This window comes from Halorubellus amylolyticus, assembly GCF_034808145.1.
GTDB lineage: Archaea > Halobacteriota > Halobacteria > Halobacteriales > Natrialbaceae > Halorubellus.
The window spans coordinates 24917-48903 of sequence record NZ_JAXHGM010000004.1; the positions used below are offsets into that span (position 1 = coordinate 24917).

The 23987-nt window shown below is 70.5% G+C and carries 25 protein-coding genes and 1 pseudogene; 15 read left to right on the top strand and 11 right to left on the bottom strand.

Going from position 1 to position 23987, the window contains the following annotated elements; genetic code table 11:
- The first annotated feature begins 22 nt into the window (after positions 1 to 22).
- Complete coding sequence (gene dph2, locus SM754_RS11300) at positions 23 to 1069, top strand: diphthamide biosynthesis enzyme Dph2 (protein WP_323676341.1); 1047 nt, start codon at positions 23 to 25, stop codon at positions 1067 to 1069.
- A 202-nt stretch (positions 1070 to 1271) separates the two neighbouring features.
- On the opposite strand, the gene SM754_RS11305 is transcribed toward dph2, so the two are convergent.
- Positions 1272 to 2078 (bottom strand): helix-turn-helix transcriptional regulator, encoded by an 807-nt coding sequence (locus SM754_RS11305; protein WP_323676342.1) that lies wholly within the window; start codon positions 2076 to 2078, stop codon positions 1272 to 1274.
- Positions 2079 to 2265: 187 nt separating this feature from the next.
- Between SM754_RS11305 and SM754_RS11310 the strand changes: the two genes are divergently transcribed.
- Positions 2266 to 2553 (top strand): DNA-directed RNA polymerase subunit L, encoded by a 288-nt coding sequence (locus tag SM754_RS11310; protein ID WP_323676343.1) that lies wholly within the window; start codon positions 2266 to 2268, stop codon positions 2551 to 2553.
- 69 nt (positions 2554 to 2622) lie between these two features.
- Here SM754_RS11310 and hisF read toward each other — a convergent pair whose 3' ends face one another.
- Complete coding sequence (gene hisF / locus SM754_RS11315; RefSeq protein ID WP_323676344.1) at positions 2623 to 3438, bottom strand: imidazole glycerol phosphate synthase subunit HisF; 816 nt, start codon at positions 3436 to 3438, stop codon at positions 2623 to 2625.
- A gap of 257 nt (positions 3439 to 3695) precedes the next feature.
- Between hisF and SM754_RS11320 the strand changes: the two genes are divergently transcribed.
- From SM754_RS11320 to SM754_RS11330, 3 genes are all read left to right on the top strand, one after another.
- Positions 3696 to 4559, top strand: coding sequence for a hypothetical protein (locus SM754_RS11320; protein ID WP_323676345.1), 864 nt, complete (start codon positions 3696 to 3698; stop codon positions 4557 to 4559).
- Positions 4560 to 4666: 107 nt separating this feature from the next.
- Entirely contained in the window at positions 4667 to 5722 is a 1056-nt protein-coding gene (locus SM754_RS11325) for a sodium:calcium antiporter (protein ID WP_323676346.1), read from the top strand.
- 88 nt (positions 5723 to 5810) lie between these two features.
- A complete protein-coding gene (locus SM754_RS11330) occupies positions 5811 to 5972 on the top strand; it encodes a DUF7550 family protein (RefSeq protein WP_323676347.1) in 162 nt (53 codons plus the stop codon).
- 78 nt (positions 5973 to 6050) lie between these two features.
- Here the strand turns inward: SM754_RS11330 and crcB are convergent, their stop codons facing one another.
- The 3 genes from crcB to SM754_RS11345 all read right to left on the bottom strand — a co-directional run bounded on the left by crcB (position 6051) and on the right by SM754_RS11345 (position 7244).
- A complete protein-coding gene (gene crcB / locus SM754_RS11335; protein WP_323676348.1) occupies positions 6051 to 6413 on the bottom strand; it encodes a fluoride efflux transporter CrcB in 363 nt (120 codons plus the stop codon).
- Positions 6414 to 6450: 37 nt separating this feature from the next.
- Complete coding sequence (locus SM754_RS11340) at positions 6451 to 6840, bottom strand: CrcB family protein (protein ID WP_323676349.1); 390 nt, start codon at positions 6838 to 6840, stop codon at positions 6451 to 6453.
- A gap of 179 nt (positions 6841 to 7019) precedes the next feature.
- Entirely contained in the window at positions 7020 to 7244 is a 225-nt protein-coding gene (locus tag SM754_RS11345; protein WP_166036525.1) for a ribbon-helix-helix domain-containing protein, read from the bottom strand.
- A gap of 241 nt (positions 7245 to 7485) precedes the next feature.
- On the opposite strand from SM754_RS11345, the gene SM754_RS11350 reads away from it, so the two are divergent.
- Positions 7486 to 8085, top strand: a complete 600-nt coding sequence (locus SM754_RS11350) for a sulfite oxidase-like oxidoreductase (RefSeq protein WP_323676350.1) — start codon at positions 7486 to 7488, stop codon at positions 8083 to 8085.
- Positions 8086 to 8107: 22 nt separating this feature from the next.
- Here the strand turns inward: SM754_RS11350 and SM754_RS11355 are convergent, their stop codons facing one another.
- Positions 8108 to 8329 carry a hypothetical protein gene (locus SM754_RS11355; protein WP_323676351.1) on the bottom strand — a complete coding sequence of 74 codons (222 nt, stop codon included), beginning with the start codon at positions 8327 to 8329 and terminating at the stop codon, positions 8108 to 8110.
- Between the two features lie 97 nt (positions 8330 to 8426).
- Here SM754_RS11355 and SM754_RS11360 point away from each other — a divergent pair, with 97 nt between their 5' ends.
- Both SM754_RS11360 and menD read left to right on the top strand, forming a co-directional pair.
- A complete protein-coding gene (locus tag SM754_RS11360; RefSeq protein WP_323676352.1) occupies positions 8427 to 9776 on the top strand; it encodes an isochorismate synthase in 1350 nt (449 codons plus the stop codon).
- Entirely contained in the window at positions 9773 to 11632 is a 1860-nt protein-coding gene (gene menD / locus SM754_RS11365) for a 2-succinyl-5-enolpyruvyl-6-hydroxy-3-cyclohexene-1-carboxylic-acid synthase (protein ID WP_323676353.1), read from the top strand. The genes SM754_RS11360 and menD overlap by 4 nt, the downstream gene beginning before the upstream one ends.
- A 60-nt stretch (positions 11633 to 11692) precedes the next feature.
- On the opposite strand, the gene SM754_RS11370 is transcribed toward menD, so the two are convergent.
- Complete coding sequence (locus tag SM754_RS11370; protein ID WP_323676354.1) at positions 11693 to 12757, bottom strand: DnaJ domain-containing protein; 1065 nt, start codon at positions 12755 to 12757, stop codon at positions 11693 to 11695.
- Between the two features lie 161 nt (positions 12758 to 12918).
- On the opposite strand from SM754_RS11370, the gene SM754_RS11375 reads away from it, so the two are divergent.
- The gene (locus tag SM754_RS11375) at positions 12919 to 13818 is read left to right on the top strand and encodes a 1,4-dihydroxy-2-naphthoyl-CoA synthase (protein WP_323676355.1); all 900 of its coding nucleotides are present in this window, start codon (positions 12919 to 12921) and stop codon (positions 13816 to 13818) included.
- A 153-nt stretch (positions 13819 to 13971) separates the two neighbouring features.
- Here SM754_RS11375 and SM754_RS11380 read toward each other — a convergent pair whose 3' ends face one another.
- Positions 13972 to 14535, bottom strand: a complete 564-nt coding sequence (locus SM754_RS11380) for a helix-turn-helix transcriptional regulator (protein ID WP_323676356.1) — start codon at positions 14533 to 14535, stop codon at positions 13972 to 13974.
- A 117-nt stretch (positions 14536 to 14652) separates the two neighbouring features.
- Here SM754_RS11380 and SM754_RS11385 point away from each other — a divergent pair, with 117 nt between their 5' ends.
- From SM754_RS11385 to SM754_RS11410, 6 genes are all read left to right on the top strand, one after another.
- A complete protein-coding gene (locus SM754_RS11385) occupies positions 14653 to 15300 on the top strand; it encodes a hypothetical protein (RefSeq protein ID WP_323676357.1) in 648 nt (215 codons plus the stop codon).
- A gap of 93 nt (positions 15301 to 15393) precedes the next feature.
- Positions 15394 to 16395: a 1,4-dihydroxy-2-naphthoate polyprenyltransferase gene (locus tag SM754_RS11390; RefSeq protein WP_323676358.1), complete on the top strand. Its 1002-nt coding sequence runs from the start codon at positions 15394 to 15396 to the stop codon at positions 16393 to 16395.
- Entirely contained in the window at positions 16396 to 17439 is a 1044-nt protein-coding gene (locus SM754_RS11395) for a mandelate racemase/muconate lactonizing enzyme family protein (protein WP_323676359.1), read from the top strand.
- Positions 17432 to 19009 carry a class I adenylate-forming enzyme family protein gene (locus SM754_RS11400; protein WP_323676360.1) on the top strand — a complete coding sequence of 526 codons (1578 nt, stop codon included), beginning with the start codon at positions 17432 to 17434 and terminating at the stop codon, positions 19007 to 19009. The genes SM754_RS11395 and SM754_RS11400 overlap by 8 nt, the downstream gene beginning before the upstream one ends.
- A gap of 108 nt (positions 19010 to 19117) precedes the next feature.
- On the top strand, positions 19118 to 19870 hold the full coding sequence (locus SM754_RS11405; RefSeq protein ID WP_323676361.1) for an NRDE family protein: 753 nt from the start codon (positions 19118 to 19120) through the stop codon (positions 19868 to 19870).
- A gap of 115 nt (positions 19871 to 19985) precedes the next feature.
- Positions 19986 to 20333 (top strand): helix-turn-helix transcriptional regulator, encoded by a 348-nt coding sequence (locus SM754_RS11410; protein ID WP_323676362.1) that lies wholly within the window; start codon positions 19986 to 19988, stop codon positions 20331 to 20333.
- A gap of 53 nt (positions 20334 to 20386) precedes the next feature.
- Here SM754_RS11410 and SM754_RS11415 read toward each other — a convergent pair.
- The 3 genes and pseudogenes from SM754_RS11415 to gatC all read right to left on the bottom strand — a co-directional run.
- Positions 20387 to 21994, bottom strand: a pseudogene (locus SM754_RS11415) (spermidine synthase); the annotation flags it as partial.
- Positions 21995 to 22229: 235 nt separating this feature from the next.
- Positions 22230 to 23498, bottom strand: a complete 1269-nt coding sequence (gene gatA / locus SM754_RS11420) for an Asp-tRNA(Asn)/Glu-tRNA(Gln) amidotransferase subunit GatA (protein WP_323676363.1) — start codon at positions 23496 to 23498, stop codon at positions 22230 to 22232.
- Positions 23495 to 23773: an Asp-tRNA(Asn)/Glu-tRNA(Gln) amidotransferase subunit GatC gene (gene gatC / locus SM754_RS11425; RefSeq protein WP_323676364.1), complete on the bottom strand. Its 279-nt coding sequence runs from the start codon at positions 23771 to 23773 to the stop codon at positions 23495 to 23497. The genes gatA and gatC overlap by 4 nt, the downstream gene beginning before the upstream one ends.
- Positions 23774 to 23987: the final 214 nt, after the last annotated feature.

The window sequence follows — 23987 nt, forward strand, 5'->3', positions numbered from 1 at the left end:
CCGTGCCGGCTACGACGGGTCAATGAGTCAAGAGTCGTACTCCGAAGGCGACCTCCGGAATACCGGGATGTCCCTGAAGCACGACCGCGAGTGGGACTACGAGCTGGACCGCATCGTCGACGCGGTCCACGACCGGGACGCGAAGAAGGTCGGCCTCCAGTTCCCCGAGGGCCTGAAGCGACGAGGCCCGGCCGTCGCCGACGACCTCCGCGAGCTCGTTCCCGACGACGTCACCATCATGCTGTCCGGCCAGCCGTGCTACGGCGCGTGCGACCTGGACACGTTCCTGATGCGGCGGACCGACGTGTTCGTGCACTTCGGGCACTCGCCGATGAAGGAATCGGACAAGATCATCTACGTGCCGCTGTTCTCGAACGTGGACGTCGAACCCATCATGGAGGAGTCCCTCGAAGAACTCCCGGACCCCGACGTCGACGACGAGGTCGGGCTCGTGACGACCGCCCAGCACATGAACCTGTTCGGCGACATGAGCGAGTGGCTCGAGGACCGCGGGTACGAGGTCCATACGCGCCGCGGCGACGACCGCCTGACCCACGAAGGGCAGGTGCTCGGGTGCAACTACGCGAGCGCTGACGTCGACGCCGACACCATCCTCTACGTCGGCGGTGGGAAGTTCCACCCGCTCGGGCTCGCGATGGAGCACCCCGACAAGAAGGTCGTCATCGCGGACCCCGTGAACAACGTGGTGACGATCGCGGACACGGAGAAGTTCATGAAGCAGCGCTACGGCGCCGTCCATCGCGCGATGGACGCGGAGAAGTGGGGCGTCATCTTCTGCACGAAGATCGGGCAGGGTCGCTTCGACCAGGCCGAGGCCATCCTGGAGGACAACGACGACGCGTACCTCATCACGATGGACGAGGTGACGCCGGACCGACTCCGGAACTTCGACATGGACGCGTTCGTGAACACGGGCTGTCCGCGTATCACGACCGACGACGGCCCGCAGTTCCACAAGCCGATGCTGACCCCCGGCGAGTACGAGATCGCGGTCGGGAACAAGCCGCTCGAGGACCTCTCCTTCGACACGTTCCACGGCACCTGGTAACCGCGACCAACCACCGAAATATATCTCCTGGTGGTTGCGGTGGAACCGTCCGCCCCGACGACGGTGTTTCAGGGGTTGCGACACGTTTCGTGGCGTACATACTTCCAGTAGTACCCCGTATGTGTAGACGCCTCCGGCCGCGGTGCATTGCCCCCGCCCCGTGGCCGGGGTCCCCACGCTGGAATCTGCCCTGATTGTCGTCTCAATCGGGCCGAGTGGATTCGTCCACCTCGGCCTGCTCGCCCGGGACGCGAGCAGCCCTCGACCGCGTCGACTCGAACGTGTCGGCTGCCCACGACACGAACGAGTCGTCAGTGGCGTACGCGAGTGCTACCAACTGATTGTCCGGTCCGTACCCGCCGACGAACGCGCTATCGTCCAGTACCGTCAGTCCGAACCCGGGGTCGTCTTCGAGGACGAACAGCGAGAACCCGTCTGTGGTGAGCGTCTCCCCGAACTCGTCACCAGCGTCTCGTCGCTCCGCTTCGAGCACGTCCCTGGGGAGGACGAGTTCGGTCTCGACGCCCGCCTGGAGGAGCTGGTCGTGCCCGAGGTCGAACATGTCGCTGCGGACCGGCGTGAGGCCGTGGACGTGGCCGGTGTCGCTGGCGGTGAGCTCCTCGACGTAGCGCATGACCGGCGCGTGTGGTTTGTCCTGGGTGGTCGTGACGAGTTCGGCGTTCGCCAGAACGTCGAGCGGCGGGACGCCTTCGGGAGGGACCGCTTCGAGTAGCGCCTGGAATCTGTCGACGGTCTCGATACCGGCCTGGAAGTGCTCGAAGTGACCGTGGACGAGGACGCCGGCGGTCGTGACGTGGTAGCCGTCGTCGTCCTGTCGCACCCAGCCGCGGTCGGTGAGTGCGGAGAGGTTCCGGTGGACGGTCGCCCGGGAGACGTCGAGTTCGTCGCGTAGTTCACTCGGACGGGACGGACCGAGCGACTGCAGTGCCCCCAGCACGCGCGAGCGGACCGGTGAGTCCGCGAGAAAGGTGAGCGCGTCGTTGGTCATCGTCAAAGGTACCGACGCCGCGGAAGAAAAGCGTTCGGTCGACGCCGACAGAATATCGTCGGCTTGCGAAAGACGCCGTACGTCACTGCCTCGACGACGGAACGAACTCGCGACGAGAGCGATATCGACGTCGAGGGCGGCGGCCCGTTCCGAAACCTGTAAACGCACGTCCCGGGTACTGGGGAGTATGGAACTGCGGGTCATCGAGAACACGGAGGACGAACTCTCCATCGAGATCGCGGGCGAGGACCACACGTTCATGAACGTCCTGAAGGGGGCGCTCCTGGAGGCGGAGAACGTCGGCGCGGCGACGTACGACATGAACCCCGAGCAGTCCGGTGGCCAGACCGAGCCGATCCTGACCATCAAGACCGAGAACGGCGCGGACCCGCTCGAGGAACTGGAGGCGGCCGCGGCGGACATCCAGGGGAAGACGGCGGCGCTGACGGCCGCGTTCGACGACGCGGCAGCCTGAGCCGGCGGCGTTCTCGTCGCGACGCGCGAGGTCGATACCTCGGAGACGGCTTCTACGGTCCCTCGGTCGTCAGCGACGCATCGGGATACCGCGTTCGTCGAGGCGCGCCTTGCACTCCTCGACGCTGTACTCGTCGAAGTGGAAGATGCTCGCGGCGAGCGCGGCGTCGGCGTCGGCGTCGGTGAACACGTCGTACATGTCGTCGGGACTCCCGCAGCCCGAGGACGCGATGACGGGCGTGGTGACGTTGTCGCAGACGGCTTTCGTGAGCGGGATGTCGTAGCCGTCCTTGGTGCCGTCGGCGTCGATGGAGTTCACGAACAGCTCGCCGGCGCCGCGGGATTCGGCTTCGCGCGCCCATTCGACGACGTCGAGCCCGGTGCCTTCGCGCCCGCCTTTGACAGTGCACTCGAACCAGCAGGATTCGCCGTCGACGTCGACGTAGTGCTCGCCCTCGTCGTCGAACCGGCGGCGTGCGTCGACGCTGATGACGATGCACTGGTTGCCGAACGCTCTGGCGCCCGCGTCGATGAGGTCGGGGTTCGCGATGGCGCCGGAGTTGATGGAGACCTTGTCCGCGCCGGCGCGCAGCGTCTCTTTGATGTCGTCCTTGGTGCGGATGCCGCCGCCGACGGTGAGCGGGATGAACACCTCGTCGGCGACCGCGGAGACGGTGTCGAGCATCGTCTCGCGGCCGTCGGCGCTCGCGGTGATGTCGAGGAACACGAACTCGTCCGCGCCGGCTTCGTTGTACCGCTTGGCCATCTCGACGGGGTCGCCGGTGTACTCGAGGTCCTCGAAGTTCACGCCCGTGTACACCGCGGGGTCGCCGTTCTCGTCGAGGTCGACGTCGATGCAGGGGATGACGCGCTTCGTGAGAGTCACGGTTACTACCTCCACGTCGGAGGGCGTCGGACAAAAGGCGTCCGCTCGCGACAGCCCATCGCGACGGCCCGGGGCGGACCGCGGCAGGTCCTGTCCCGGGGAGCGTGGAACCTATAGTTGCGTTTGCGATCCTCTTCCCGCTCGTTTCGTACAGATGGACCCGTTGGGCTGCCACGTCTAATACCGAGAGTCATGCCCGAAAAGGGCTGCAAACGCTACTATACAAGTACCCGGGGTGCGTCGGTCCGCGCAGTTCGATGGAGCGCTATCCCGGGGTTCCGGCGGCGACCGAGGTCCTGCCAGGGTTCGCTGACGACGGCGGGCACCTCTGGGTGCAGGAGTTGGTCGCGGGAGAGCTCTTCCGCTTCCAGTTACGGGCGTCGGGCGCGCTCCGCGTGGGGACGCGCCGACGCGAGTTCGCGCCCGACGAGGCGCCGCTTCGGTTCCGGCACGCAGTCAAGTACGTCCGCGAGTCGCTGGACGCGAGCGCGCTCCGGGCCGCGGTCGAGGACGTCGAGTCGGTGACGTTCTTCGGCGTCGCCACCCACCACGCGGGCTATCCCTACGAGTGGGGGCGGACGCCGTCGGTGCTCGGCGTCGACGTCTGGGACGCGGACCGCGAGGCGCTCCTGCGCGTCGAGGCGGCCGAGCGCGCGTTCGACGCGTTCGGCCTCGACCCGGTGAACGTCCTCCGGAAGGAGGTCCACGTCCGCGACTACGGGTTCGCGGACGAGTCGCTGCCGCCCTCAGAGTGGTACGACGGTGCGGCCGCGGGCGTCGTCGTCCGGAAGAAGACGGGCGAACGGCTCGCCATCCGCGGCGACGCGCCCGAGTCGGCTCGCGAACGCGACCGCGAGGTCGCGGACGCATCCGAGGCCGCGGCCCGAACCGTGACCGCGGAGCGGTTCGAGCGCGTCGCCCGCACCGTCCGCGAGCGCGACCGCCCGCTGTCCTTCGACACCGTCTACGACCGCTTGCTCGCCGCAATCTACCGCGAGGAGCACGACTGGCTGCTGGACGAGCCGTCGGGCGGTGGGACCGCCACGGGCCGTGGGTTCGCCCTCGGCTCGTTCCGGGACGCGGTCGCGGAACGCGCGAGCGAACTGCTCCGAGAGACGTAGCCGGCACCGAGCGAGACGCGTCGACGACGATGAATCCGCTGGCGACGCCGCGGTCGCTCCGAGTCGAACGGCAAGGTTCTTGCGACGGTCGCCCCTCGGGTTCGACGATGTCGCTGCTGAGTCCGTTCGTGAACTCGCTTCCCGTCGCCGCGGTGTTCGTAATCGCGTCGCTCGCGGTCATCTGGAAGGCCAGCGAGTGGCTGGAGCACTCCGCGGCGAACCTGTCGCTGTACTACGGGCTCCCGCCCGTCGTCCACGGCGCCATCGTCGTCGCGGTCGGGTCGTCGTTCCCCGAGCTGTCGTCGGCCGTCGTCGCGACGTGGCTGCACGGCGAGTTCGGCCTCGGTGTCGGCGCCATCGTCGGCTCCGCGATCTTCAACATCCTCGTCATCCCGGCGCTCTCCTCGCTCGCGGTCGACCACCGCGTGGAGGCGAACCGCGACATCGTCTTCAAGGAGGCGCAGTTCTACATGCTGGCGGTCGCGGTCGTCCTCATCACGTTCTCGCTCGCGGTCATCTACAACGGCGCGCCCGGCGAGTTCCGCGGGGTGGTGACGCCGACGCTCGCGGCCCTCCCCATCGCGCTCTACGGGCTCTACCTCTTCATCCAGTACCAGGACACGAGCGACTACGACGCCGAGGCACCGCCCGCGGAGCTGAACGTCGCGAAGCAGTGGGCGTTCCTCGCGGTGAGCTTGCTGGCGATCGGGCTCTCGGTGGAGGCGCTCGTCTCCGGGATCACGTACACGGCGGCGCGGTTCTCGCCGGACCTCCTCTGGGTGTGGGGGATGACGGTCATCGCGGCGGGGACGAGCCTCCCGGACGCGCTCGTGTCAATCCGCGCGGCGAAGGCCGGGGAATCCGCGACGAGTCTCGCGAACGTCCTCGGGAGCAACGTCTTCGACCTCCTCGTCGCCGTCCCGGCAGGTATCCTCGTTGCGGCGGTGGTCGGGGACGCCGTGGTCATCGACTTCGCCGTCGCGGTCCCGATGATGACCGCGCTCACCGTCGCGACGGTGTTCCTGTTCACGCTCCTCCGCACCGACCTCCACCTGTCGAACAGGGAGGCGTACTTCCTCCTGGGAGCGTACGCGGTGTTCGTCGCGTGGCTCGTCCTCGGCATCTTCGACGTCTCTCCCATCCCGGTCCCGACGAGTGCCTGACTCGCCGGGGAGACCTCGACGCACCGATGCCCGCGCTCGGTCGCGCCGGATGGCAATCGTCAAGTGCCGGCAGTGTGGAGCACGACGTATGAGCGACGACTCTCACCACGAGGACGACCACGATCACGCGGCGAGCGAGGGGCGCGTCACCTCGCCGATGCAGGAGTACACGACCGGACAGGTCGCACGCGGTGCCGTCGTGCTCGCGGTCGGACTCCTGCTCACGTTCGGCGTCGGCTTCCTCCTCTGAACCGGTCGAACCGGGTTCCGGCAGGACCCGTTCACGGTCGGCTTCTCGCGGTCTCGACGCCCGATAGCGGCGGCCGTGTCACGCGAGGGTCGCGAGCCAGTGGCCGAGGGCGGCGGCGGCGAGCGCGAGCGCGAGGGTCCCGAGGGCGTTCGCGGCGGCGACGTGGGTCCCGCGCTGCCGGCGGTCGACGGTCTCGAACGCGAACGTCGAGAACGTGGTGAACGCGCCGCAGGCGCCGGTGCCGACGAACAGGAGCGCGTCGCCGCCGAGGACGCCCGCGGCGCCGAGGCCCGTCACGAATCCGAGGACGAGGCTGCCGAGGACGTTCACGGTGAGCGTCGCGTGCGGAATCGCGGCGGTGTTGTCGACGCGCTCGTAGACGGCGTGGCGCGCGACCGCACCGAGCGCGCCGCCGAGTCCGACGAGGGACGCGGGGTTCACGCGTCGGCCCTCCGAGCCGGCTCGGACCGTGTTGCGTTCACGACTCGGTCCTCCGTGCCAGTACGAGCGCGGCGTGGCGGCCGACGAGGACGCCGGCGACTCCGAGCGCGTAGTTCCCGGCGACGTTCCCCGCGGCGACGAGCGGCGCGGCCCGATAGGTCTGGACGGCGAACGTCGAGTACGTCGTGAGCGAGGAGAGGAACCCGGTGCCGACCGCGGTCCGCATCGGCCCGGAGAACACGCCGAGGTACGCCTCCTCGTAGAGCAGGAACCCCAGGAGCGCGCTCCCGAGGACGTTCACGGCGAGCGTCGCGGAGAGCGCGCCGAACGCACCGTCGACGACGTATCGGGCGTTCGCGCCGCCGAACCCGCCGAGCGCGACGAGCGCGTACGTCTCCACGGTCGCGAGCGGGTGGTCGTCGAGCATCGAGCACGAGTCCGGTTGCGCGGGCCTAAAACCCGACGGGTCCCTCGCGAGCGGGTGGTCGACGCGGAGTGCGGGAGCTACTGGAGTCCGTTGCTCGCGCGTCATCCGACGGCGGTGTTGCTGCCGCCACCGTACTCCGGTGTCGGCGAGGCCGGTGCGGAGAGACGGTGAGAAGCGCGTTAGAAGACGTACTCGTCGTCGTGACCCATCATGCCGTCGTCCTCGAAGCCGGATTCGAGGCGCTCGTCCTCGTCGTCCATCGGGCCGCTGGTCTTGTACGCCTTCAGTCCGGCCGCCAGGAGGTCCTCGATGGCTTCGTCGCGGTTGACGAACTCGCCCTGCTCCACCATCTGCGTGATCTGCATCTCGAGATGCTCGGGGATGTTTATCTCGACCTTGGGCATCAGTAATTGGGGCTATCGGTAAGGGGGTATTTAAGCCTGTTGGGGACGGGAATCCGCCGTGGGAGGCCGCCTCAGGGCCACTCGGCGCGTTTTCGACGTCGTTCGTGTCCGACGATGAACGGGTTCGTTCACTCCGCGCGACCCCGGACGGACGAGGCCCACTGGGCGAGGGCGGCGCGGCGACGACGCAGCGGCCGCGGGTCCGTCACGCCTACGGTCCTCGGCGCGCTACCTTCCTGCGATGACAGTCAGGGACGTCACGGACCTCCACGAGGAGTTCGACGGCGAGCGCGTACCACCCGGCCAGCGCGAGACGTCGAAGTTCCCCGTGCTCTCGAAGAGCGGCACGCCAGACTACGACCCCGAGTCGTTCTCGCTCGACGTCTGGGGCGCCGTCGACGACGAACGCTCGTTCTCGCTCGACGAGTTCGAGACCGAGGTCGAGAGCGAGACCCAGCGGCAGGACTTCCACTGCGTGACGGGCTGGTCGAAGCTCGACTGCGAGTTCACCGGCGTCACCTTCCCGACGCTCGCCGACCTCGTGGGCGTCCACGACGACGCCGTCCACGTCATGTTCCACGCGCTCGACGGCTACACGACGAACCTCCCGCTGGAGGAGTGCATGCGCGAGGAGGTCATGCTCGCGTGGGCGTTCGACGGCGACGCCCTGCCGCGCGAGCACGGCGGCCCGCTCCGCGTCGTCACGCCGCACCGGTACGCGTACAAGGGCGCGAAGTGGGTGGACGGCGTCGAGTTCCTCACCGAACCCGAGCGCGGCTACTGGGAGAAACGCGGGTACTCGAACACCGCGAACCCCTGGGACGAAGAGCGCTACGCCTGAGACGCGGTTCGATAGGCCGCGGTCACCGGAGCGCAACTTCGCCGTCGACGACGAGTTCGACCTGGTGGGTCACGCCGTCGTGTTCGAGGTAGTATAGATGAAGATAGACGGGTGGCGTCATCGTCGCGCCAGTGGTCCGCGCCGCCGCGTCCGTCGTCGATCCGTCGGTGACGTCGCTCGCGAGGCAGCCGGCGAGCGACGCGGGGGGGCGAGTGCGGCGAGGGAGCGGAAGGTCCGACGGCATCGCATACGTGGCGTGATAGATGGGTTCGCGAAGTGCTTTCTCCTTATGTTCTCGGATATGAACACCCTTTATACGGCCCGTCCCTGAGTTCCGTGCGATGGAACGAGCGGAGAGCGGCGGGGCGTCGGGAGACGTCGTGCTCGACGCGGGACGCCTGGTGAGTCGTAGCCGCGAGGTCGGCGACGTGTCCTTCCAGGCGTTCCTGGCGTCGCGAGAACCGCCGCGGCTCCAGTGGGCGAGCCCCGGCGGCCTGGAACTGGCGGGCGCCGGGGTCGCCGCCGAGGTGACCGCGGACGGCCCCGACCGGTTCGAGGCGGTGCGGTCGGCCGCGGCGGCGGCGTTCGCGGACGTGGACGCGAACGGTGCGAGCGGGAAGGCGCCGCGGCCGCGGTTCGTCGGCGGGTTCGCGTTCCGCGACGACCACGACCCCGCGGGGTCGTGGAGCGGGTTCCCGGCGGCGTCGTTCGTCCTCCCGGAGGTGCAGTTGACGCGGACGGACGACGGGACGTGGGTGACGGTGAACGCGTACGGGCCGGACGCGGGCCCGGAGGGCGTCGAGCGTGCGCTCGACGACGCGGTCGACGCCGTGCAGGACCTGCCGAAGATGCGGCCGGTGGGGACGCCACCGGGCGTGCGGGCGACGCGGCGGACGACGCCGAAGGACGAGTGGACGACGCAGGTCGCGGACGCGACAGAGCGCATCCGCGCCGGCGACCTGGAGAAGGTCGTGCTGGCGTGCGCGCTGGAGGTGGACCTCGACGGGCCCGCGGACCTGCCGGACGTCCTGGAGCGGTTGCGGCGGACGTACCCGAACTGTTACCGGTTCCTCGTGCAGCCGACGGCGGACGCCGGGTTCCTGGGTGCGCCGCCGGAGCGGCTCGCGAAGCGCGACGGCCGGCGCGTGGAGACGGAGGCGCTCGCCGGGTCGGTCGGGCGCGGCGGGACGCCGGAGGCGGACGCGGAGCTCGCGGAGTCGCTCGTCGATTCGGAGAAGATACAGCACGAGCAGCGGCTCGTCGTCGACACCATCTGCGAGCAGCTCGCGGGGTTCGGCGAGGTGACGGAGGGCGAGCAGCGCGTGCGGAAGCTCGACAACATCCAGCACCTCCAGACGCCCATCACGACCGAGCTCGCGTCGGACGTGCACGTGCTCGACATCGTCGAGGCGCTGCATCCGACGCCCGCGGTCGGCGGGCTGCCGCCGGCGGTGGCCGCGGAGACGATCCGCGACGTGGAGACGTTCGAGCGCGGGTGGTACGCGGCCCCTATCGGGTGGTTCGACGCGACCGGTGACGGGGAGTTCCTCGTCGCGATCCGGTCGGGGGTCGCGGGCGGGGACGGCGCGACGCTGTTCGCGGGGAACGGCATCGTCCGGGACTCGGACCCCCAGGAGGAGTGGGACGAGATACAGCTGAAGTACCGGCCGCTGCTCGAAGAGTTCAGATGACGGGCGACGACGACGACCGTGCTCGCGACGCCGCCGCGGGCGACGACGGGTATCCGAACCGGAACGTCCTGTGGGCGGAGACGCTCGTGGACGAGCTGGCGGCGGGCGGTCTGGACGCGGTCTGCGTGTCGCCGGGGAGTCGGTCGACGCCGCTCACGATGGCGTTCGCGGGCCACGAGGACGTCACCGTGTTCTCGATCCTGGACGAGCGGTCGGCGGCGTACTTCGCGCTCGGTCGTGCTCGCCGCACCGGCGAGCCGACGGCGCTCGTCTGTACGTCGGGGACTGCCGCCGCGAACTACCATCCCGCCATCGTCGAGGCGAGTCAGGCGCGCGTGCCGCTGCTGACGTTGACGGCGGACCGGCCTCCCGAGCTGCGGGATTCGGGCGCGAACCAGACTGTCGACCAGGAGAAGCTGTACGGGTCGGCGGTCCGCTGGTATCGGGACCTGCCGGAGCCGGAGGCGACGCCGCGGAAGCTCCGCCGGTTGCGGACGGACGCGGCGCGCGCGCTCGCCGAGACGACTGGGACGCCCGCGGGTCCGGTGCACGTGAACTGTCCGTTCCGGAAGCCGCTGGAGCCCCTCGACGTCGAGGGGGACGTGCCCGAAGAGTGGGACGAGGGGGACGCGCGAGCGAGCGACGGCCGTTCGGGCCGGGCGTACGTGGAGACGACGCGGGGGCGGGCGACGCTCGACGACGCGCGTCTCGACGCGCTCGCGGAGTCGGTCGCGACGGCGGCGTCGGGGCTCGTCGTCGCCGGGCCTGCCGACCCCGTGGACGTCGCCCGCGAGGGGTACGCGCCGGTGCTCGCGGACCTCGGCGCCGCGGCGGGGTTCCCGGTGCTCGCGGACGCGCTCTCGACGGTGCGGTACGGCGAGCACGTCGCCGAGGCACCGGTCATCGGGTCGTACGACGGGTACGTCGACGCTCTCCTCGACGCGGTCGAGCCGGAGGTCGTCCTGCGGTTCGGTGCGTCGCCGACGTCGAAACCGCTCCGGAAGGCGCTCGCGGCGCGGGAGGTCAGGCAGGTGCTCGTCGACCCGGCCGGCGAGTGGCGCGACGCGGAGTTCGTCGCCGACGCGCTCCTCGCCGCGGACCCGACGCTCGTCGCGCGCGGCGTCGCGGCGCGCCTCGACGACCGCGAGGGCACGACGCGGGAGGCTCGGGGCGACGTCGTCTCGCGAGCGCTCGTGATGGACGACGCGTTCCGGGCTGGCGTCGCGGCCGCTCGCGACGACGATTCCGTCGGCGCGTTCGAGGGCGCGGTGCTCGCGGACGCGGTGGCGCACGCGCCGGCGCCGTCGACGGTCGTCGTCGGGAACTCGATGCCGGTCCGGGACGCCGACCGGTTCGCCGGCGTCGCGGAGCGCGACGTCACGGTGCTCGCGAACCGCGGGGCGAGCGGTATCGACGGCGTCACGTCGACCGCGCTCGGTGCCGGGAGCGCCACGGACGACGACCTCGTGTACGTCACTGGCGACCTCGGGTTCTACCACGACATGAACGGCCTCCTGTCGCTCTCGCGCTGCGACGTCGAGGCGACGGTCGTCGTCGTGAACAACGACGGCGGCGGTATCTTCCAGGAGCTCCCCATCGCCGAGTTCGACCCGCCGTTCACCGAGCAGTTCCGGACGCCGCACGGCCTGGACTTCGAGGCGACGGGCGACCTCTACGACGTCGCGTTCGAGCGCGTCGTCGTCGATGACTTCGCGGACGCGTACCGCGACGCCGTTGCCGCAGCCGGCTCGCACGTCATCGAGGTCGGGTTCGACCCGGCCGCGAGCCACGACGCTCGCGACGCGGTCACGGCGCGCGCTCGCGACCGCGCTCGCTCGGCGGACACCGACGAGTAGACGGCAGGAAGGACGTGGCGGAGAGAAGGCGATTACGGTAGGCGGTCGTCGCCGCGTGCGTCACCGGAGTACCCGCATGAACAGCACGCTGTACCCGAAGGGAATCCACGTGCTGCCGAGGACGACGACGCCGAGCAGCGAGACCGGGTCGAGCGCGGGGAAAGCGAGGAATGCGAGCGGGGCGATTACGCTCCACGAACCGAAGACGTAGACGGCGATGCGGGGCATCGTCAGGAGGTAGCCGGTGAGGAGGAGCGCGCACGCGGCGACGACGACGTTCACGACGAGGGAGAACTGGGGCGTTATCGCCGAGTACGCAATGAACGGGTAGAGGACGAACATGATGCCGACGGCGACGGCCTCGCTCCCCTGGAGGCGGTACGGCGTCCGCGCGGTGTCGAGGTCGTCGTCGTTCCAGTCGTGCACCGAGTACCCGCCGCCGGTGTCGTCGTTCGCGGTGCCGCGGCCCTCGCGTTGCGCGTGCTTCGAGCGTTCGCGGTCGCGCCAGTGCCGGCGGTCGGTCGGGTCGCCGGCGGTCGCACCACCGCCGCCGGTGGCCGTGTTCGCGCCACCACTCCCGCCTGCGCCGGTGCCGGTGGCGTTCGCGGTCGCGCCGGTCGCGCTCGCGGACGCCGACTCGGCGGCGTCGCGTCCGTCGGTCGCGTCGTCGTTCCCGCCGCCGACGTCGTAGCTTCGTTCGCTCGGGTTCGACTCGCCCGACCGTCGCGTCCGGTCGTACGCGCCCGGGTCGAACCCGAACCCGCTATCCGCGCCGACGCCGCCGTCGCTCGCCGTTCCACCGGCGCTCCCACGGCGCTCGCCGTCGTCGCGGTCGGCGTCCCCGGTCGGGTCCGCGCCGACGTCCCAGCGACCGCCGGCGTCCCCGGTTCCCGCACCGAAGTGACTCGTGTACGACGCGTGCCCGAGGCGGTCGTAGCGAGCGCGCTCGTCGGGGTCGCCGAGCACGTCCTCGGCGGTCTGCACGCGCTGGAACGCGTCGCTCGCGTCGGGCGCGTCGTTCAGGTCGGGATGGGTCTCCTTGACGCGTTGGCGGTACGCGGCCTCGATGTCGTCCTGGCTCGCGTCCGCGTCCACCCCGAGGACGTCGTAGAACGTCTCACCCATGCCTCGTCGGTGATTGTGACCGCGTGGAGAAAACGTTCCCGGCACCGAACCGGTCCGGACCCGGTCGCCGCAGACCCGGACTCGCTCCCGGCCTGGAACCCGATTCGTGGCCGGGGCGCCGAGACGCGAACCTCCAAGTGCGCGCCGCGGCGAGTCCCGGTATGGTCAGCGAGCTCTTCGACCCAGACCGATGGGAGGCGACCGAGTTGAACGACGACTTCCGCGACGTCACGTACCATCGCGGCACGGACGTCGGCGCGGTCCGGATCGCGTTCGACCGTCCCGAGGTCCGGAACGCGTTCCGGCCCGGGACGGTGGACGAACTCTACCGCGCGCTCGACCACGCGAAACGACAGACGGACATCGGGTGCGTGCTCCTCACCGGGAACGGGCCCAGCCCGAAGGACGGCGGGTGGGCGTTCTGCTCGGGCGGCGACCAGCGCGTCCGCGGCGGCGACGGCTACGAGTACCAGGGTGACGACGCCGACCGCGACGACGCGAGCGACGCCGGCCGCCTCCACATCCTCGAAGTACAGCGCCTCATCCGACACATCCCGAAGCCCGTCGTCTGCGTCGCACCCGGCTGGGCGGTCGGCGGCGGGCACAGCCTCCACGTCGTCTGCGACATGACCCTCGCCTCCAAGGAGCACGCGAAGTTCAAGCAGACCGACCCGGACGTCGCGAGCTTCGACGGCGGCTTCGGGAGCGCGTACCTCGCGAAGCAAGTCGGCCAGAAGAAGGCCCGCGAGATATTCTTCCTCGGGAAGACCTACGACGCCGAAGAAGCCGCGGACATGGGGATGGTGAACGAAGCCGTCCCGCACGACGACCTCGAAGACGTCGCGCTCGACTGGGCCGAGGAGATGCTCGGCAAATCACCCACCGCGATGCGGATGCTCAAGTACGCGTTCAACGCCACCGACGACGGCATGGTCGGCCAACAAGTGTTCGCCGGCGAAGCCACCCGCCTCGCCTACCAGACCGACGAAGCTCAAGAAGGCCGCGACGCCTTCAACGAGAACCGCGACCCCGACTTCGACGACTACGACTACCACTACTAACAACCTTTTTTCGTCGTCGGGTCGCCTTCGGCGACCACTCCTCGAAAAAACGTTGATGAAAAAAGGCCGCGAGCGCCGTCGGCGCTCGCGGTGAGTGCGCTGGACGACACAGCAACCGCAACAGCGTCCGCAACCACAACCGCGTCGCTGGCGTCAGTCCTCGACGGCGTCGAGTAGTCGGTTGGCCTGTTCGACCTTTTCCTGGATGCGGTGGCGGTGGACCTTGACGGTGCTCTCGGCGATGCGGAGGCGGTCGGCGATGGTGGCGTAGTCGAGGCCGGTGTCGTGGAGGACCTGGACCTCGGCTTGACGGGTGGAGAGGCCGACGCGGACGAGTTCGGACACGGTGCGCGAGGGGAGCACGAGCGGTTCGCGGCGCGACGCGTCGGGGGCACTCGCGGCCGCGTCGGCGGCGAACGCGGCGTGGACGGCGCGCACGGTGGGGCCGAGGTCGTCGGGGACGCCGTGCGTGCGGAGCGTCTGCGTCCACGTCGCGTCGTCGACGAGGACGACGGTCGCGAGGCCGTCGGCGACCACGACCGGCGCGGGGGCGTCCCTCGTCTCGGCGTGGTCGACGATGGCGTCGCTCCCGTCGACGAGCGACGCGTGGAGTTCGTCGACCGCCCTCGCGAGCGCTCGCTCGTCCGCGTCGCCTCGACGGGCGACGGCTTCGACGGTCGCTGCGGGAATCGGGGCGTCGAGCGTGACCGTGGGCATACCCCTTCGACGGCGGCCCACATCTTGAGGTTTACGTCTCGCGTAAACTCAGTCGTCGCTGATATCGTCGTTTCAGCTTGCCGAAGGCACTTATCGGAATCGACGGAACGTCGTGGTATGAGGTCCTCCAAGCGGCTCCTCGTGGCGCTCGCCGTGGTCGCGCTCGTCGCGACCGCCGGCTGCCTCGCCGACCCCATCGGCGACGCCGACGAGACGAGCGCGACCGGCGCGACGACCGTCGACACCGAACGCACGACGACCGACGGCCAAGCCGCCGAGTCCAGCGAGTCGAGCCACACCGGGTCGACGGCTGGAACGACCGAGGCGAACGACATCCGCGTCTGGGACGCCGACCCCGGTGACGCGCCGAACCTCGCGGAGTCGCTCGCCGAACCGGTCGCGTGCGACGGCGGCTGGGTGAGCTACTGGGGGACCGGGAACGCGGGGATGCTCTGGCGCGACGACGGCGACCTCCGAGTCGGCTGGACGGTGCCGGGGAACCAGTCGACGCTGTTCGTCGGGTTCGAGAACGCGACCGCGGTCGGCTACGACCACGTCGAGTACGAGCAGTCGGTGACCGCAGACGGCGCGGGCGTCCCCGTCGACGACGACGGTACCGGGCGGTACGCGGTCGTCATGATGCTCGACGTGAACGGGAACGGCGAGTACGACCCCGGAACGGACCGGCCGTGCGCGAGCGAGAACGCCGACGCCGGCATCCAGTGGACCGGCTGGCTGTGGGTGGACTGGGACGAAGACGACTGACGACCCGGTTCTCGCGGTCCCTGCGCGCGGGAGCGCCCGTCGTCCGGGCTCGAAGCCGAACGTTTTGGTACGAGCGGGCCGGACGTCGGGGTAATGAGTACGGAAGCGGTCTCGCGACGGAAGGCGTGGGTGATGGCGGCGCGACCGCAGACGCTCCCGGCGGCCGCCGCGCCCGTCCTGGTGGGGTCGGCGGTCGCGCTCTGGGCGGGCGTGTTCCAGGCGCTCCCCGCGGTCGCGGCGTTCGTCGGCGCGGCGCTCATCCAGGTGGGGACGAACTTCGCGAACGACTACTACGACGCCGTGCAGGGCGCGGACACCGCCGACCGCGAGGGGTTCACGCGCGTCACCGCCGGCGGCCTCATCGAGCCCGCGGAGGTCAAACGCGCGATGGTCGCGACGTTCGCGCTCGCGATACTCTCCGGGACGTACCTCGTGTACGTCGGCGGCGTCCCCATCCTCGTCGTCGGACTCGTGAGCGTCGTCTGCGGCGTCGCGTACACCGGTGGTCCGTACCCGCTCGGCTACCACGGGCTCGGTGACGTGTTCGTGTTCGTGTTCTTCGGGCTCGTCGCGGTGACGGGGACGTACTACGTGCAGGCCGCGGCCGCGGCGGCCGACGCCGTCGGGTACGGGCCGCTCGCGGTCGGGCTCGCGCCGATGGACGCGCTCGGGCTCGCGGTCCTCGCGAGCCTCCCGATCGCGGCGATATCGACGAACATCCTCGTCGTGAACAACGTCCGCGACCGCGAGGAGGACGCCCAGACGGGGAAGACGACGCTCGCGGTCGCGTTCGGGTACGGGTTCGCGCGCGCCGAGTTCGTCGCCCTGCTCGCGCTCGCGTACGCCACGCCGCTGTACCTCTGGCTCGTGGACGGACTGTCGCCGGTCGTGCTCGCGCCGCTGCTGTCGCTCCCGCTCGCGGTCTCGGTCGCACGCACCGTCCTGACGGAGACCGACGGTGCGGCGCTGAACCCGGCGCTCGAACGGGTCGGGCAGCTGCTCGCGCTGTACGCCGTCCTGTTCGCTGTCGGGCTCGGCGCGGCGAGCCAGGGCGTCCTGAGTGTCGGAGCGCTCGCCGCCGCGGGGGTGGCGTAGATGGACGCCGACAGCCGCGAGTTCACGGTGTCGCTCTCGCGGCCGCTCGCCACCGCGAAGGGCGAGGTCACCGACCGCGAGGGGTTCCTCGTCCGCGTGAGCGACGGCGAGCACGAGGGGTTCGGGGAGGCGACGCCGCTCGCGCCGTGGACGGAGTCGACCGCCGAGTGCCGGGGGGCGCTCGCGGACGCGGTGTCGCGGCTCCGCGACGACGAGGCGGCGCTGCGCGCGGACCTGGACCGCAACCCGGCGGCACGCCACGGCGTCGCGCTCGCGCTCGCCGACCTCCGCGCGAAACAGCACGACCGGCCGCTCTACCGGCTGCTGGGTCGACGGAGCGAGCGGCGGCGGGTGCCGGTGAACGCGACCGTCGGCGACGCCGCGCCCGACGAGACCGCCGCGGCGGCCGAACGCGCGGTCGCGGAGGGCTACGAGACGGTGAAGGTGAAGGTCGGCGCGGGCGACGTCGAACGGGACGTCGAGCGCATGCGCGCGGTCCGCGACGCGGTCGGCGAGGACGTCGCGCTCCGCGCGGACGCGAACGGCGCGTGGTCCCGCGAGCAGGCGGCGACGGCGTTCGACGGGTTCGCGGACGCCCGCGTCCGGTACGTCGAGCAACCGCTGCCCGCGGACGACCTCGCGGGGCTCGCCGACCTCCGCGGCGGCCGCGTCGGCGTCGCGGTCGACGAGACGCTCGCGACGCACTCCGTTGAGGGCGTGCTGGACGCCGACGCCGCGGACGTCCTCGTCCTGAAACCGATGGCGCTCGGTGGCGTCGAGCGCGCGCGCCGCGCGGCCGTGCAAGCCCAAGGGGAGGGGGTGGCGAGCGTGGTGACGACGACCATCGACGCGGTCGTCGCGCGCGCCGGCGCCGTGCACGTCGCCGCGTCCCTCCCGGGCGTCCTGTCGTGCGGGCTCGCGACCGGCGACTGGCTGTCGACCGACCTCGGCCCGGACCCGTGCTTCGTCGACGACGGCGCGGTACGGGTCCCGCAGGACCCCGGACTGGGCGTCCACGGCGTCTGGGAGGCCGACGATGCCTGACCGCGCGGCCGGCGACGGCGACCACTCGACCAATATCGCGGAGCACGGCACTGGCGACTGGCCGTCGACGGACCTCGTCGCGGCGCGCGCCGCGTCGACGCCGGACCGCGAGGCCGTCGTCGACGCGCCGTCCGGCGACGAGTGGACGTACCGCGACCTCGACACGTGGGTCGCGGCGACGGCGGACCGGCTCCCCGAGGCCGACTCGCCGCCGGCGCGGATCGGCGTCCTGTCGAGGCCGCGCCCCGAGGTGGTCGCGCTCCTGCACGCGGCGTGGCGGACCGGGCGCGAACTCGTCCCGCTCTCCACGCGCCTCGCACCCCGAGCGCTCGCCGCGCAGCTCGACCGCGCCGACGTCGACGTCGTCCTCGCGGACGACGCCGCGACCGACCTCGCCGCCGACGCCACGAACGCCCTGGACGTCCCGGAGCCACCGGCGGTGCGCGCGCTCGAGACGGTCGCTCGCGAGCCGGCCGGGGCCGAGTCGCCCCAGCCGGTCGACCACGCGGTCTCGCGCGAGGACGTCCCGGTGACGCTGTTCACGTCCGGGTCGACGGGCGACCCGAAGGCGGTCCGGTTGACGGTCGGGAACCTGCTCTCGTCGGCGACCGCGAGCGCGTTCCGGCTCGGCGTCGCGCGCGGCGACCGCTGGCTGTCGCCGCTCCCGACGTACCACATGGGTGGGCTCGCGCCGATCGTCCGCTGTGCGCTGTACGGGTCGACGGTCGTCCTCCAGCGCGAGTTCGACGTCGACGCGACCGCGAGCGCGCTCGCCGAGTCCGACGCGACCGGCGTGTCGCTCGTCCCGACCGCCCTCCGTCGACTCGTGGACGCCGACTGGACGCCCCCGGGGTCGCTGCGGTTCGTGCTCCTCGGCGGCGCCGCCGCCGACCGCGACCTCCTCGCGCGCTGCGAGAGCAACGACGTCCCCGTCTACCCGACGTACGGGATGACCGAGACCGCGTCCCAGATCGCGACCGCGACCCCCGAGCAGGCGTTCGCGGACCCCGACACCGTCGGGCAGCCGCTCGTGAACACGACCGTCGCCGTCGTCGCGCCCGACGGGTCGACGTGCCCGCCCGGCGAGGAAGGCGAACTCGTCGTCTCCGGCCCGACCGTCACGCCGGGATACCTCGACGCCGGTGACCCCGAACCGGTTCGGGACGGAGCGTTCTCGGAGCGCGGGTTCCGCACCGGCGACCGCGGGTACCGCGACGACGACGGACTGCTGTACGTGACCGGGCGCGTCGACGACATGATCGTCACGGGCGGCGAGAACGTCCAACCGGTCGTCGTCGAGGACGCCCTCAGAACCCTAGATGCCGTCGAGGACGCCGCCGTCGTCGGCCTCCCCGACCCCGAGTGGGGCGAGCGCGTCGCCGCGCTCGTCGTGCCCGCCGACGACCACGCCCCCGGAGCGAACGACGCGGATGCGGTCCGCGAGGCCATCCGCGACCGACTCGCCGCGCACGAGGTCCCGAAGACGGTCGAGTTCGCGGACGCGGTCCCACGCACCGCGTCGGGGACCGTCGACCGACCAGGCGTTCGCGACCGACTCGCAGACCGCTGAGTCGCCGACGACCGACTCGCTGACGGCCGAGTCGCCGCCTGCGAGCACACGCCAGAGCGCGATACCGTCGAACCACTACTTAAGTTACCACCGGGCCTACTCGTCGGCGTGTGCACGTTGACGTTCGCGTGGCGCGCGTTCGAGGACGCACCGGTCGTGGTCGCGGCGAACCGCGACGAGGCGCTCGACAGATCGGCGGTCGGCCCCGCCCGCATCGACGGGAGCGGGGACGACCCGGTCGTGATTGCGCCGCGCGACGAACGAGCGGGCGGGACGTGGATCGGGACGAACGAGCACGGCGTGTTCGTCGGCATCACGAACCGCTGGACGGACGCGGACCTGGCGAGCGAACGCTCCAGGGGCCTGCTCGTCCGGGACGCACTCGCCGAGCGGTCCGCGGCGGCCGCCACCGCCACCGTCGAGACGGCCGTCGCCGCGCACGAGTACGACGGCTTCAACCTCGTCGTCGCTGACGCCGAGGACTGCAACTACCTCGAATGGGACGGCGACCTCGCCGTCGACGCGCTCGACCCCGGCGTGCACGTCGTCGTGAACGTCGGCGCCGTCGACGACTTCGAGATACCGGAGAGCAGGCGCGAGTACGGCGAGCAACAGGCAGAGAACGCGCGCGCCGTCCGCGACGCCCTCCAGCTCCGCGACGACGACACGCCCGGAACGTGGCGCGAGCGCGCCGCCGCGGTCCTCGGCGACCACGACTACGGCGTCTGCATCCACGGCGACGGCTACGGCACGCGCTCGTCGTCGCTCATCCAGACCGGCCGCGAGTTCGGGTACTGGCACGCCGACGGCGCCCCCTGCGAGACCGAGTACGAACGCGTCGACGCGACCTTCGACGCCTGACCACGAGCGCTTGAAGCCATCCGTCACGGGACGCGTCGAAGGTGACATTTAAGCCGTCGCCGGTATTTCGTTCCAACGAACCCATGTCCGGACAATCGTCGCCGAGGTGGTCCGCGTGAGCGTCGCCGCAGAGGAGGAACTCACAGAAGACGAGCACGCGGGGCTCGAACTCGTCCGCGAGACCGGCGGCATCCACCAGAGCGACTTCTGGAAGGAACTCGGCGTCTCCTCGCGGAAAGGCTCGCGTATCGTCGAGAGCCTCGTCGAGAAGGGACTCGTCGACCGCGACGACACCATCTACAACGGACACAACACGTACTACATCTCGCCGACCGCCCGCGACCTCGAGTTCTCGCTGCTGATGGCCGGCGACATGCTCTCGCCGTTCATCGGCGAGGAGGAGGTCAACGGGAACTCCGACGCCTTCTCGCAGTGGATCATGAACCTCGCGTACGAGGAGTAGTCGCTCGCAACCGTCGCGACCGACTCGTTGCCAGTCGTCGCGTTCTCGGTCGTCGCGTTCTCGGTCGTCGCGTTCTCGGTCGTCGCGTTCTCCGTCGACGCGTTCCCGTCGTCGGTCTCGTTCGTCTCCTGGACGACGTACTGCTGGCCGACCATCGGGTCGAGCAGGCTGTCGACGGGCGCGTAATCGTCGGTGAGGACGGGAACGTCGGTCGTCTCCGGCGGCTCGCGGTAGTTCCGTATCTCGCGGTCGAGGTCGATACCGATGTCGCGGCGGTCGTTGCGCGCGAGCAGCGTCGCCTCGCTGACGCGCGTGTCATTCTTGGTCGCGACGACCTCGACGTTCTGGACGACCGCACCGCCGACGGTCGGGAACGTGTACACCGCGCCGAACGTGCTGTCGATGGTCCTGTACTCGGCGCGGTAGAACTGCGACGCCGGCCCGCTCGGCGCGCTGATGAGGTTCGTGAGGAGGACGCCGTCGTCGTCCAGTCGCTCCTTCGCGAGTTCCATGAACTCCTGGGTCGTCAACTGGAAGGGGACCTTGTCCTTCTTGTACGCGTCGAGGACGATGACGTCGTACGTCCGGTTCGTCTCCCTGAGGAACTCGCGGCCGTCGGCGTTGTACACGTTCAACTGGTCGGACTCCTCCAGCCGGAAGTACTCCTTCGCGACGCGGATGACGTCGGGGTCTATCTCGACGGCGTCCACTCGCGCGTCGTACTCGTTCGCGAACCGCTTCGGGCCGGTGAAGCCGCCACCGCCGACGAACAGGACGCTGTCGACGTCCTCGTCGTCCGTCAGGAGCAAGGGGAGGTGGAAGTACCGCGTGTAGTCGAACACGTGCCGGTTCGGGTCGTCGAGGTCCATCGCGCTGTGCTTCTGGCCGTCGAGGAAGAGGACGCGCGTGTCGCCGCGGTCGACGACCTGGAGCTCCTGGTACGGCGTCTGGGTCTCGTAGACCACCTGGCCTTCCACGGAGAGCCCGAGCGCGGGTCCGGCGAGCGCGGCGACGAGGACGACGAGGAGGAACGCGGTGACGGCGGCGTTCTCTCGCGTCCACCCCGGTCGCAGGAGCACGACGGCGGTCCCGACCGAGAGGACGCCGAAGGCGAACGCGATCTCCTCGACGCCCAGCGACGGGATGAGGACGAACGTCGTCGCGAACGCGCCGACGATGCTCCCGATGGTCCCGAGCGCGTACACGTGCCCGGACGCCTCACCCAGGCCCTCCTTCCCGGAGAGTTCGGCGGCGTACGGGCTGACGTACCCGAGCAGGTACGTCGGCGGCCCGAACAGGAGCGTTATCGCCGGCAGGGACGCGAACCGGCTCGGGAGCGGGACGGTCGCGAGTCCGCGAACGAGGAGGTCGCCGAGGACGATGAGGACCACGACGTACGCGGCGGTGAGGAGGAACACGCGCGCCATCCGGCCGTTCGTCGCGCGGCGCGCGGCCTGCCTCCCGCCACGCCAGTAGCCGTAGCTGAGCGCGGCGAGGAACACGCCGATGATGCTCCCCCACGTGTAGATACTGCTCCCGAACTGGGGCGCGATCATCCGGCCGGCGAGGATCTCGAGGCCCATGCTCGCGACGCCGGAGACGAACACCGCGAGTTCGGGTTTCGTCGGACGGACCCTGTCGAGGACGCCAGCGGCTGCCATGGGAGGACCCAGGGCTGGTGGCGTGTTAACTGTTCGAGAACCGGCGGGCGCGTCTCGCTCCGGGACCGTGGCCGCACTCGACGGCGGGTTCGCAAGCCGGACACGGCGTGGTGGTGTGGGGTGTCAGCCGGCGGGCGTGGTGCGTTCGACGAGCACGAACGGGTCGCGGTCGCGGTTGTCGGACGAGACGTCGCCGTCGGTGGCCTCGATGATTCGGGGTGGACCTCGTGGACGGTTACTCGAGTGCGCTCGCCGCGCGGATCGCCGTCGCCTCGTCGAACGCGGGCGCGACGAACTGCATCCCGACGGGGAGCCCCTCGGTCTCACCCGCCGGCACCGACACCGCGGGGAGGTCCGCGAGGTTCACCGGGACCGTGTTCGCGTCCGCGAGGTACATCGTGAGCGGGTCCGAGAGGCTCTCTCCGAGCTCCATCGGCGGCACCGGCATCGTCGGACTGGCGAGCACGTCGACGTCCGCGAACGCCTCGTCGAAGTCCCGCTTCACCCACGCCCGAGCGTTCTGGGCCTGCTTGTAGTACTTGTCGTGGTAGCCCGCCGAGAGTGCGTACGTCCCCAAGAGCACGCGGCGCTTGACCTCCGCACCGAACCCCTCATCGCGCGCCTCGCCGAAGACCTCGTTCCAGTTCCCGTCGTACCCGCCGGAGTTCCCGTACCGGACGCCGTCGAACCGCGCCAGGTTCGAGGACGCCTCGCTCATCGCGATGACGTAGTACGCCTGGACCGCGTACTCGACGGACTCCAGGCTCACGTCGACGACCTCGACGCCCTGCGCGCGGAGGTCGTCGAGCGCCGCCTCGAACGTCTCTAGGACGCCCTCGTCGGCGCCGTCGACGAGTTCCGTCGGGACGCCGACGGTCATCCCGTCCACGTCGCCGTCGGCCGCGGCCGCGTACGGCGCGTCGCGTTCGGGGTCGCGCGTCGTCGCGTCCTTCTCGTCCGGGCCCGCGACGACGTCCAGGAGCGCCGCGGCCTCCTCGACCGTCGGCGCGAGCGGCCCGATCTGTTCGAGCGAGTTCGCGTACGCGACGAGGCCGTACCGGGAGACGACGCCGTACGTCGGCTTGATGCCGGCGACGCCACAGAACGCCGCGGGACAGCGGATGGACCCGCCGGTGTCGCTGCCGAGTGCCACGTCCGCCTCGCCTGCGGCAACCGCGGCCGCGGACCCACCGGATGACCCGCCGGGGACGTGCCCGGGCGCGGCCGGGTTCTCGGTCGCGCCGAACGCGCTCGTCTCGGTCGTCGTCCCCATCCCGAACTCGTCCATGTTCGTCTTCCCGACGATGGTCGCCCCTGCCTCTTTCAACCGGGAGACGACGGTGGCGTCGTACGGCGGGACGTAGTCGTCGAGCATCGCCGAGCCACAGGTCGTCCGCACGCCCTCGGTGGAGATGTTGTCCTTCACCGCGACCGTCGTGTCAGCGAGCGGGCCGTCGTCGGCGCCCTCGACGGTCTCGCGCGTGATGAAGATGTTCTCGCTCATGAGACGTTCGGCCCCTTGAAGTAGCCGTCCTCCGTGCCGTCGGCGTTCGCGAGGGCGTCCTCGCGGTCGAGACAGTCGTGTTCCTCGTCCGGACGCATGACGTTCACGAGGTCGGCGTCGGTGTCGACGGTCGGAACGTCGTCGAGCGCGTCGAAGTACTCGAGGATGTCCGCGAACTGCTCGGCGAAGTCGTCGACCTCGTCGTCGTCGAGGTCGACGCGAGCCAGGTCCGCGACGTGCCGGACGTCCTCGGCGGTGGCGGCGTCGTCGCTCATGGTCGAAAGCACTCCACTGGCATGAGTAAGGGTTTCGATACGGGGCCCGTCCCCGCCGCTTGGACGGCGCGGTCGGGGCGGCGGCCGTCGGGGGAGAACGGCCGCGAGCGAAGGGGTCGGCCGTCGTCGTCCCGTCACCTGGATAGCCGGTCGTCTGACGATTCCTTGGCGAACCCGAGTTCTTATCGAAGATTAATGAAGGAACCGACGTATC

Excerpts from the sequence above, each read along its gene's own strand:
- dph2 (WP_323676341.1), top strand. The coding sequence starts at position 23 with ATGAGTCAAGAGTCGTACTCCGAAGGCGACCTCCGGAATACCGGGATG.
- SM754_RS11305 (WP_323676342.1), bottom strand. The coding sequence starts at position 2,078 with ATGACCAACGACGCGCTCACCTTTCTCGCGGACTCACCGGTCCGCTCG.
- SM754_RS11310 (WP_323676343.1), top strand. The coding sequence starts at position 2,266 with ATGGAACTGCGGGTCATCGAGAACACGGAGGACGAACTCTCCATCGAG.
- SM754_RS11320 (WP_323676345.1), top strand. The coding sequence starts at position 3,696 with ATGGAGCGCTATCCCGGGGTTCCGGCGGCGACCGAGGTCCTGCCAGGG.
- SM754_RS11325 (WP_323676346.1), top strand. The coding sequence starts at position 4,667 with ATGTCGCTGCTGAGTCCGTTCGTGAACTCGCTTCCCGTCGCCGCGGTG.
- SM754_RS11330 (WP_323676347.1), top strand. The coding sequence starts at position 5,811 with ATGAGCGACGACTCTCACCACGAGGACGACCACGATCACGCGGCGAGC.
- SM754_RS11340 (WP_323676349.1), bottom strand. The coding sequence starts at position 6,840 with ATGCTCGACGACCACCCGCTCGCGACCGTGGAGACGTACGCGCTCGTC.
- SM754_RS11345 (WP_166036525.1), bottom strand. The coding sequence starts at position 7,244 with ATGCCCAAGGTCGAGATAAACATCCCCGAGCATCTCGAGATGCAGATC.
- SM754_RS11350 (WP_323676350.1), top strand. The coding sequence starts at position 7,486 with ATGACAGTCAGGGACGTCACGGACCTCCACGAGGAGTTCGACGGCGAG.
- SM754_RS11355 (WP_323676351.1), bottom strand. The coding sequence starts at position 8,329 with ATGCCGTCGGACCTTCCGCTCCCTCGCCGCACTCGCCCCCCCGCGTCG.
- SM754_RS11360 (WP_323676352.1), top strand. The coding sequence starts at position 8,427 with ATGGAACGAGCGGAGAGCGGCGGGGCGTCGGGAGACGTCGTGCTCGAC.
- menD (WP_323676353.1), top strand. The coding sequence starts at position 9,773 with ATGACGGGCGACGACGACGACCGTGCTCGCGACGCCGCCGCGGGCGAC.
- SM754_RS11370 (WP_323676354.1), bottom strand. The coding sequence starts at position 12,757 with ATGGGTGAGACGTTCTACGACGTCCTCGGGGTGGACGCGGACGCGAGC.
- SM754_RS11375 (WP_323676355.1), top strand. The coding sequence starts at position 12,919 with ATGGTCAGCGAGCTCTTCGACCCAGACCGATGGGAGGCGACCGAGTTG.
- SM754_RS11380 (WP_323676356.1), bottom strand. The coding sequence starts at position 14,535 with ATGCCCACGGTCACGCTCGACGCCCCGATTCCCGCAGCGACCGTCGAA.
- SM754_RS11385 (WP_323676357.1), top strand. The coding sequence starts at position 14,653 with ATGAGGTCCTCCAAGCGGCTCCTCGTGGCGCTCGCCGTGGTCGCGCTC.
- SM754_RS11390 (WP_323676358.1), top strand. The coding sequence starts at position 15,394 with ATGAGTACGGAAGCGGTCTCGCGACGGAAGGCGTGGGTGATGGCGGCG.
- SM754_RS11395 (WP_323676359.1), top strand. The coding sequence starts at position 16,396 with ATGGACGCCGACAGCCGCGAGTTCACGGTGTCGCTCTCGCGGCCGCTC.
- SM754_RS11400 (WP_323676360.1), top strand. The coding sequence starts at position 17,432 with ATGCCTGACCGCGCGGCCGGCGACGGCGACCACTCGACCAATATCGCG.
- gatA (WP_323676363.1), bottom strand. The coding sequence starts at position 23,498 with ATGAGCGAGAACATCTTCATCACGCGCGAGACCGTCGAGGGCGCCGAC.
- gatC (WP_323676364.1), bottom strand. The coding sequence starts at position 23,773 with ATGAGCGACGACGCCGCCACCGCCGAGGACGTCCGGCACGTCGCGGAC.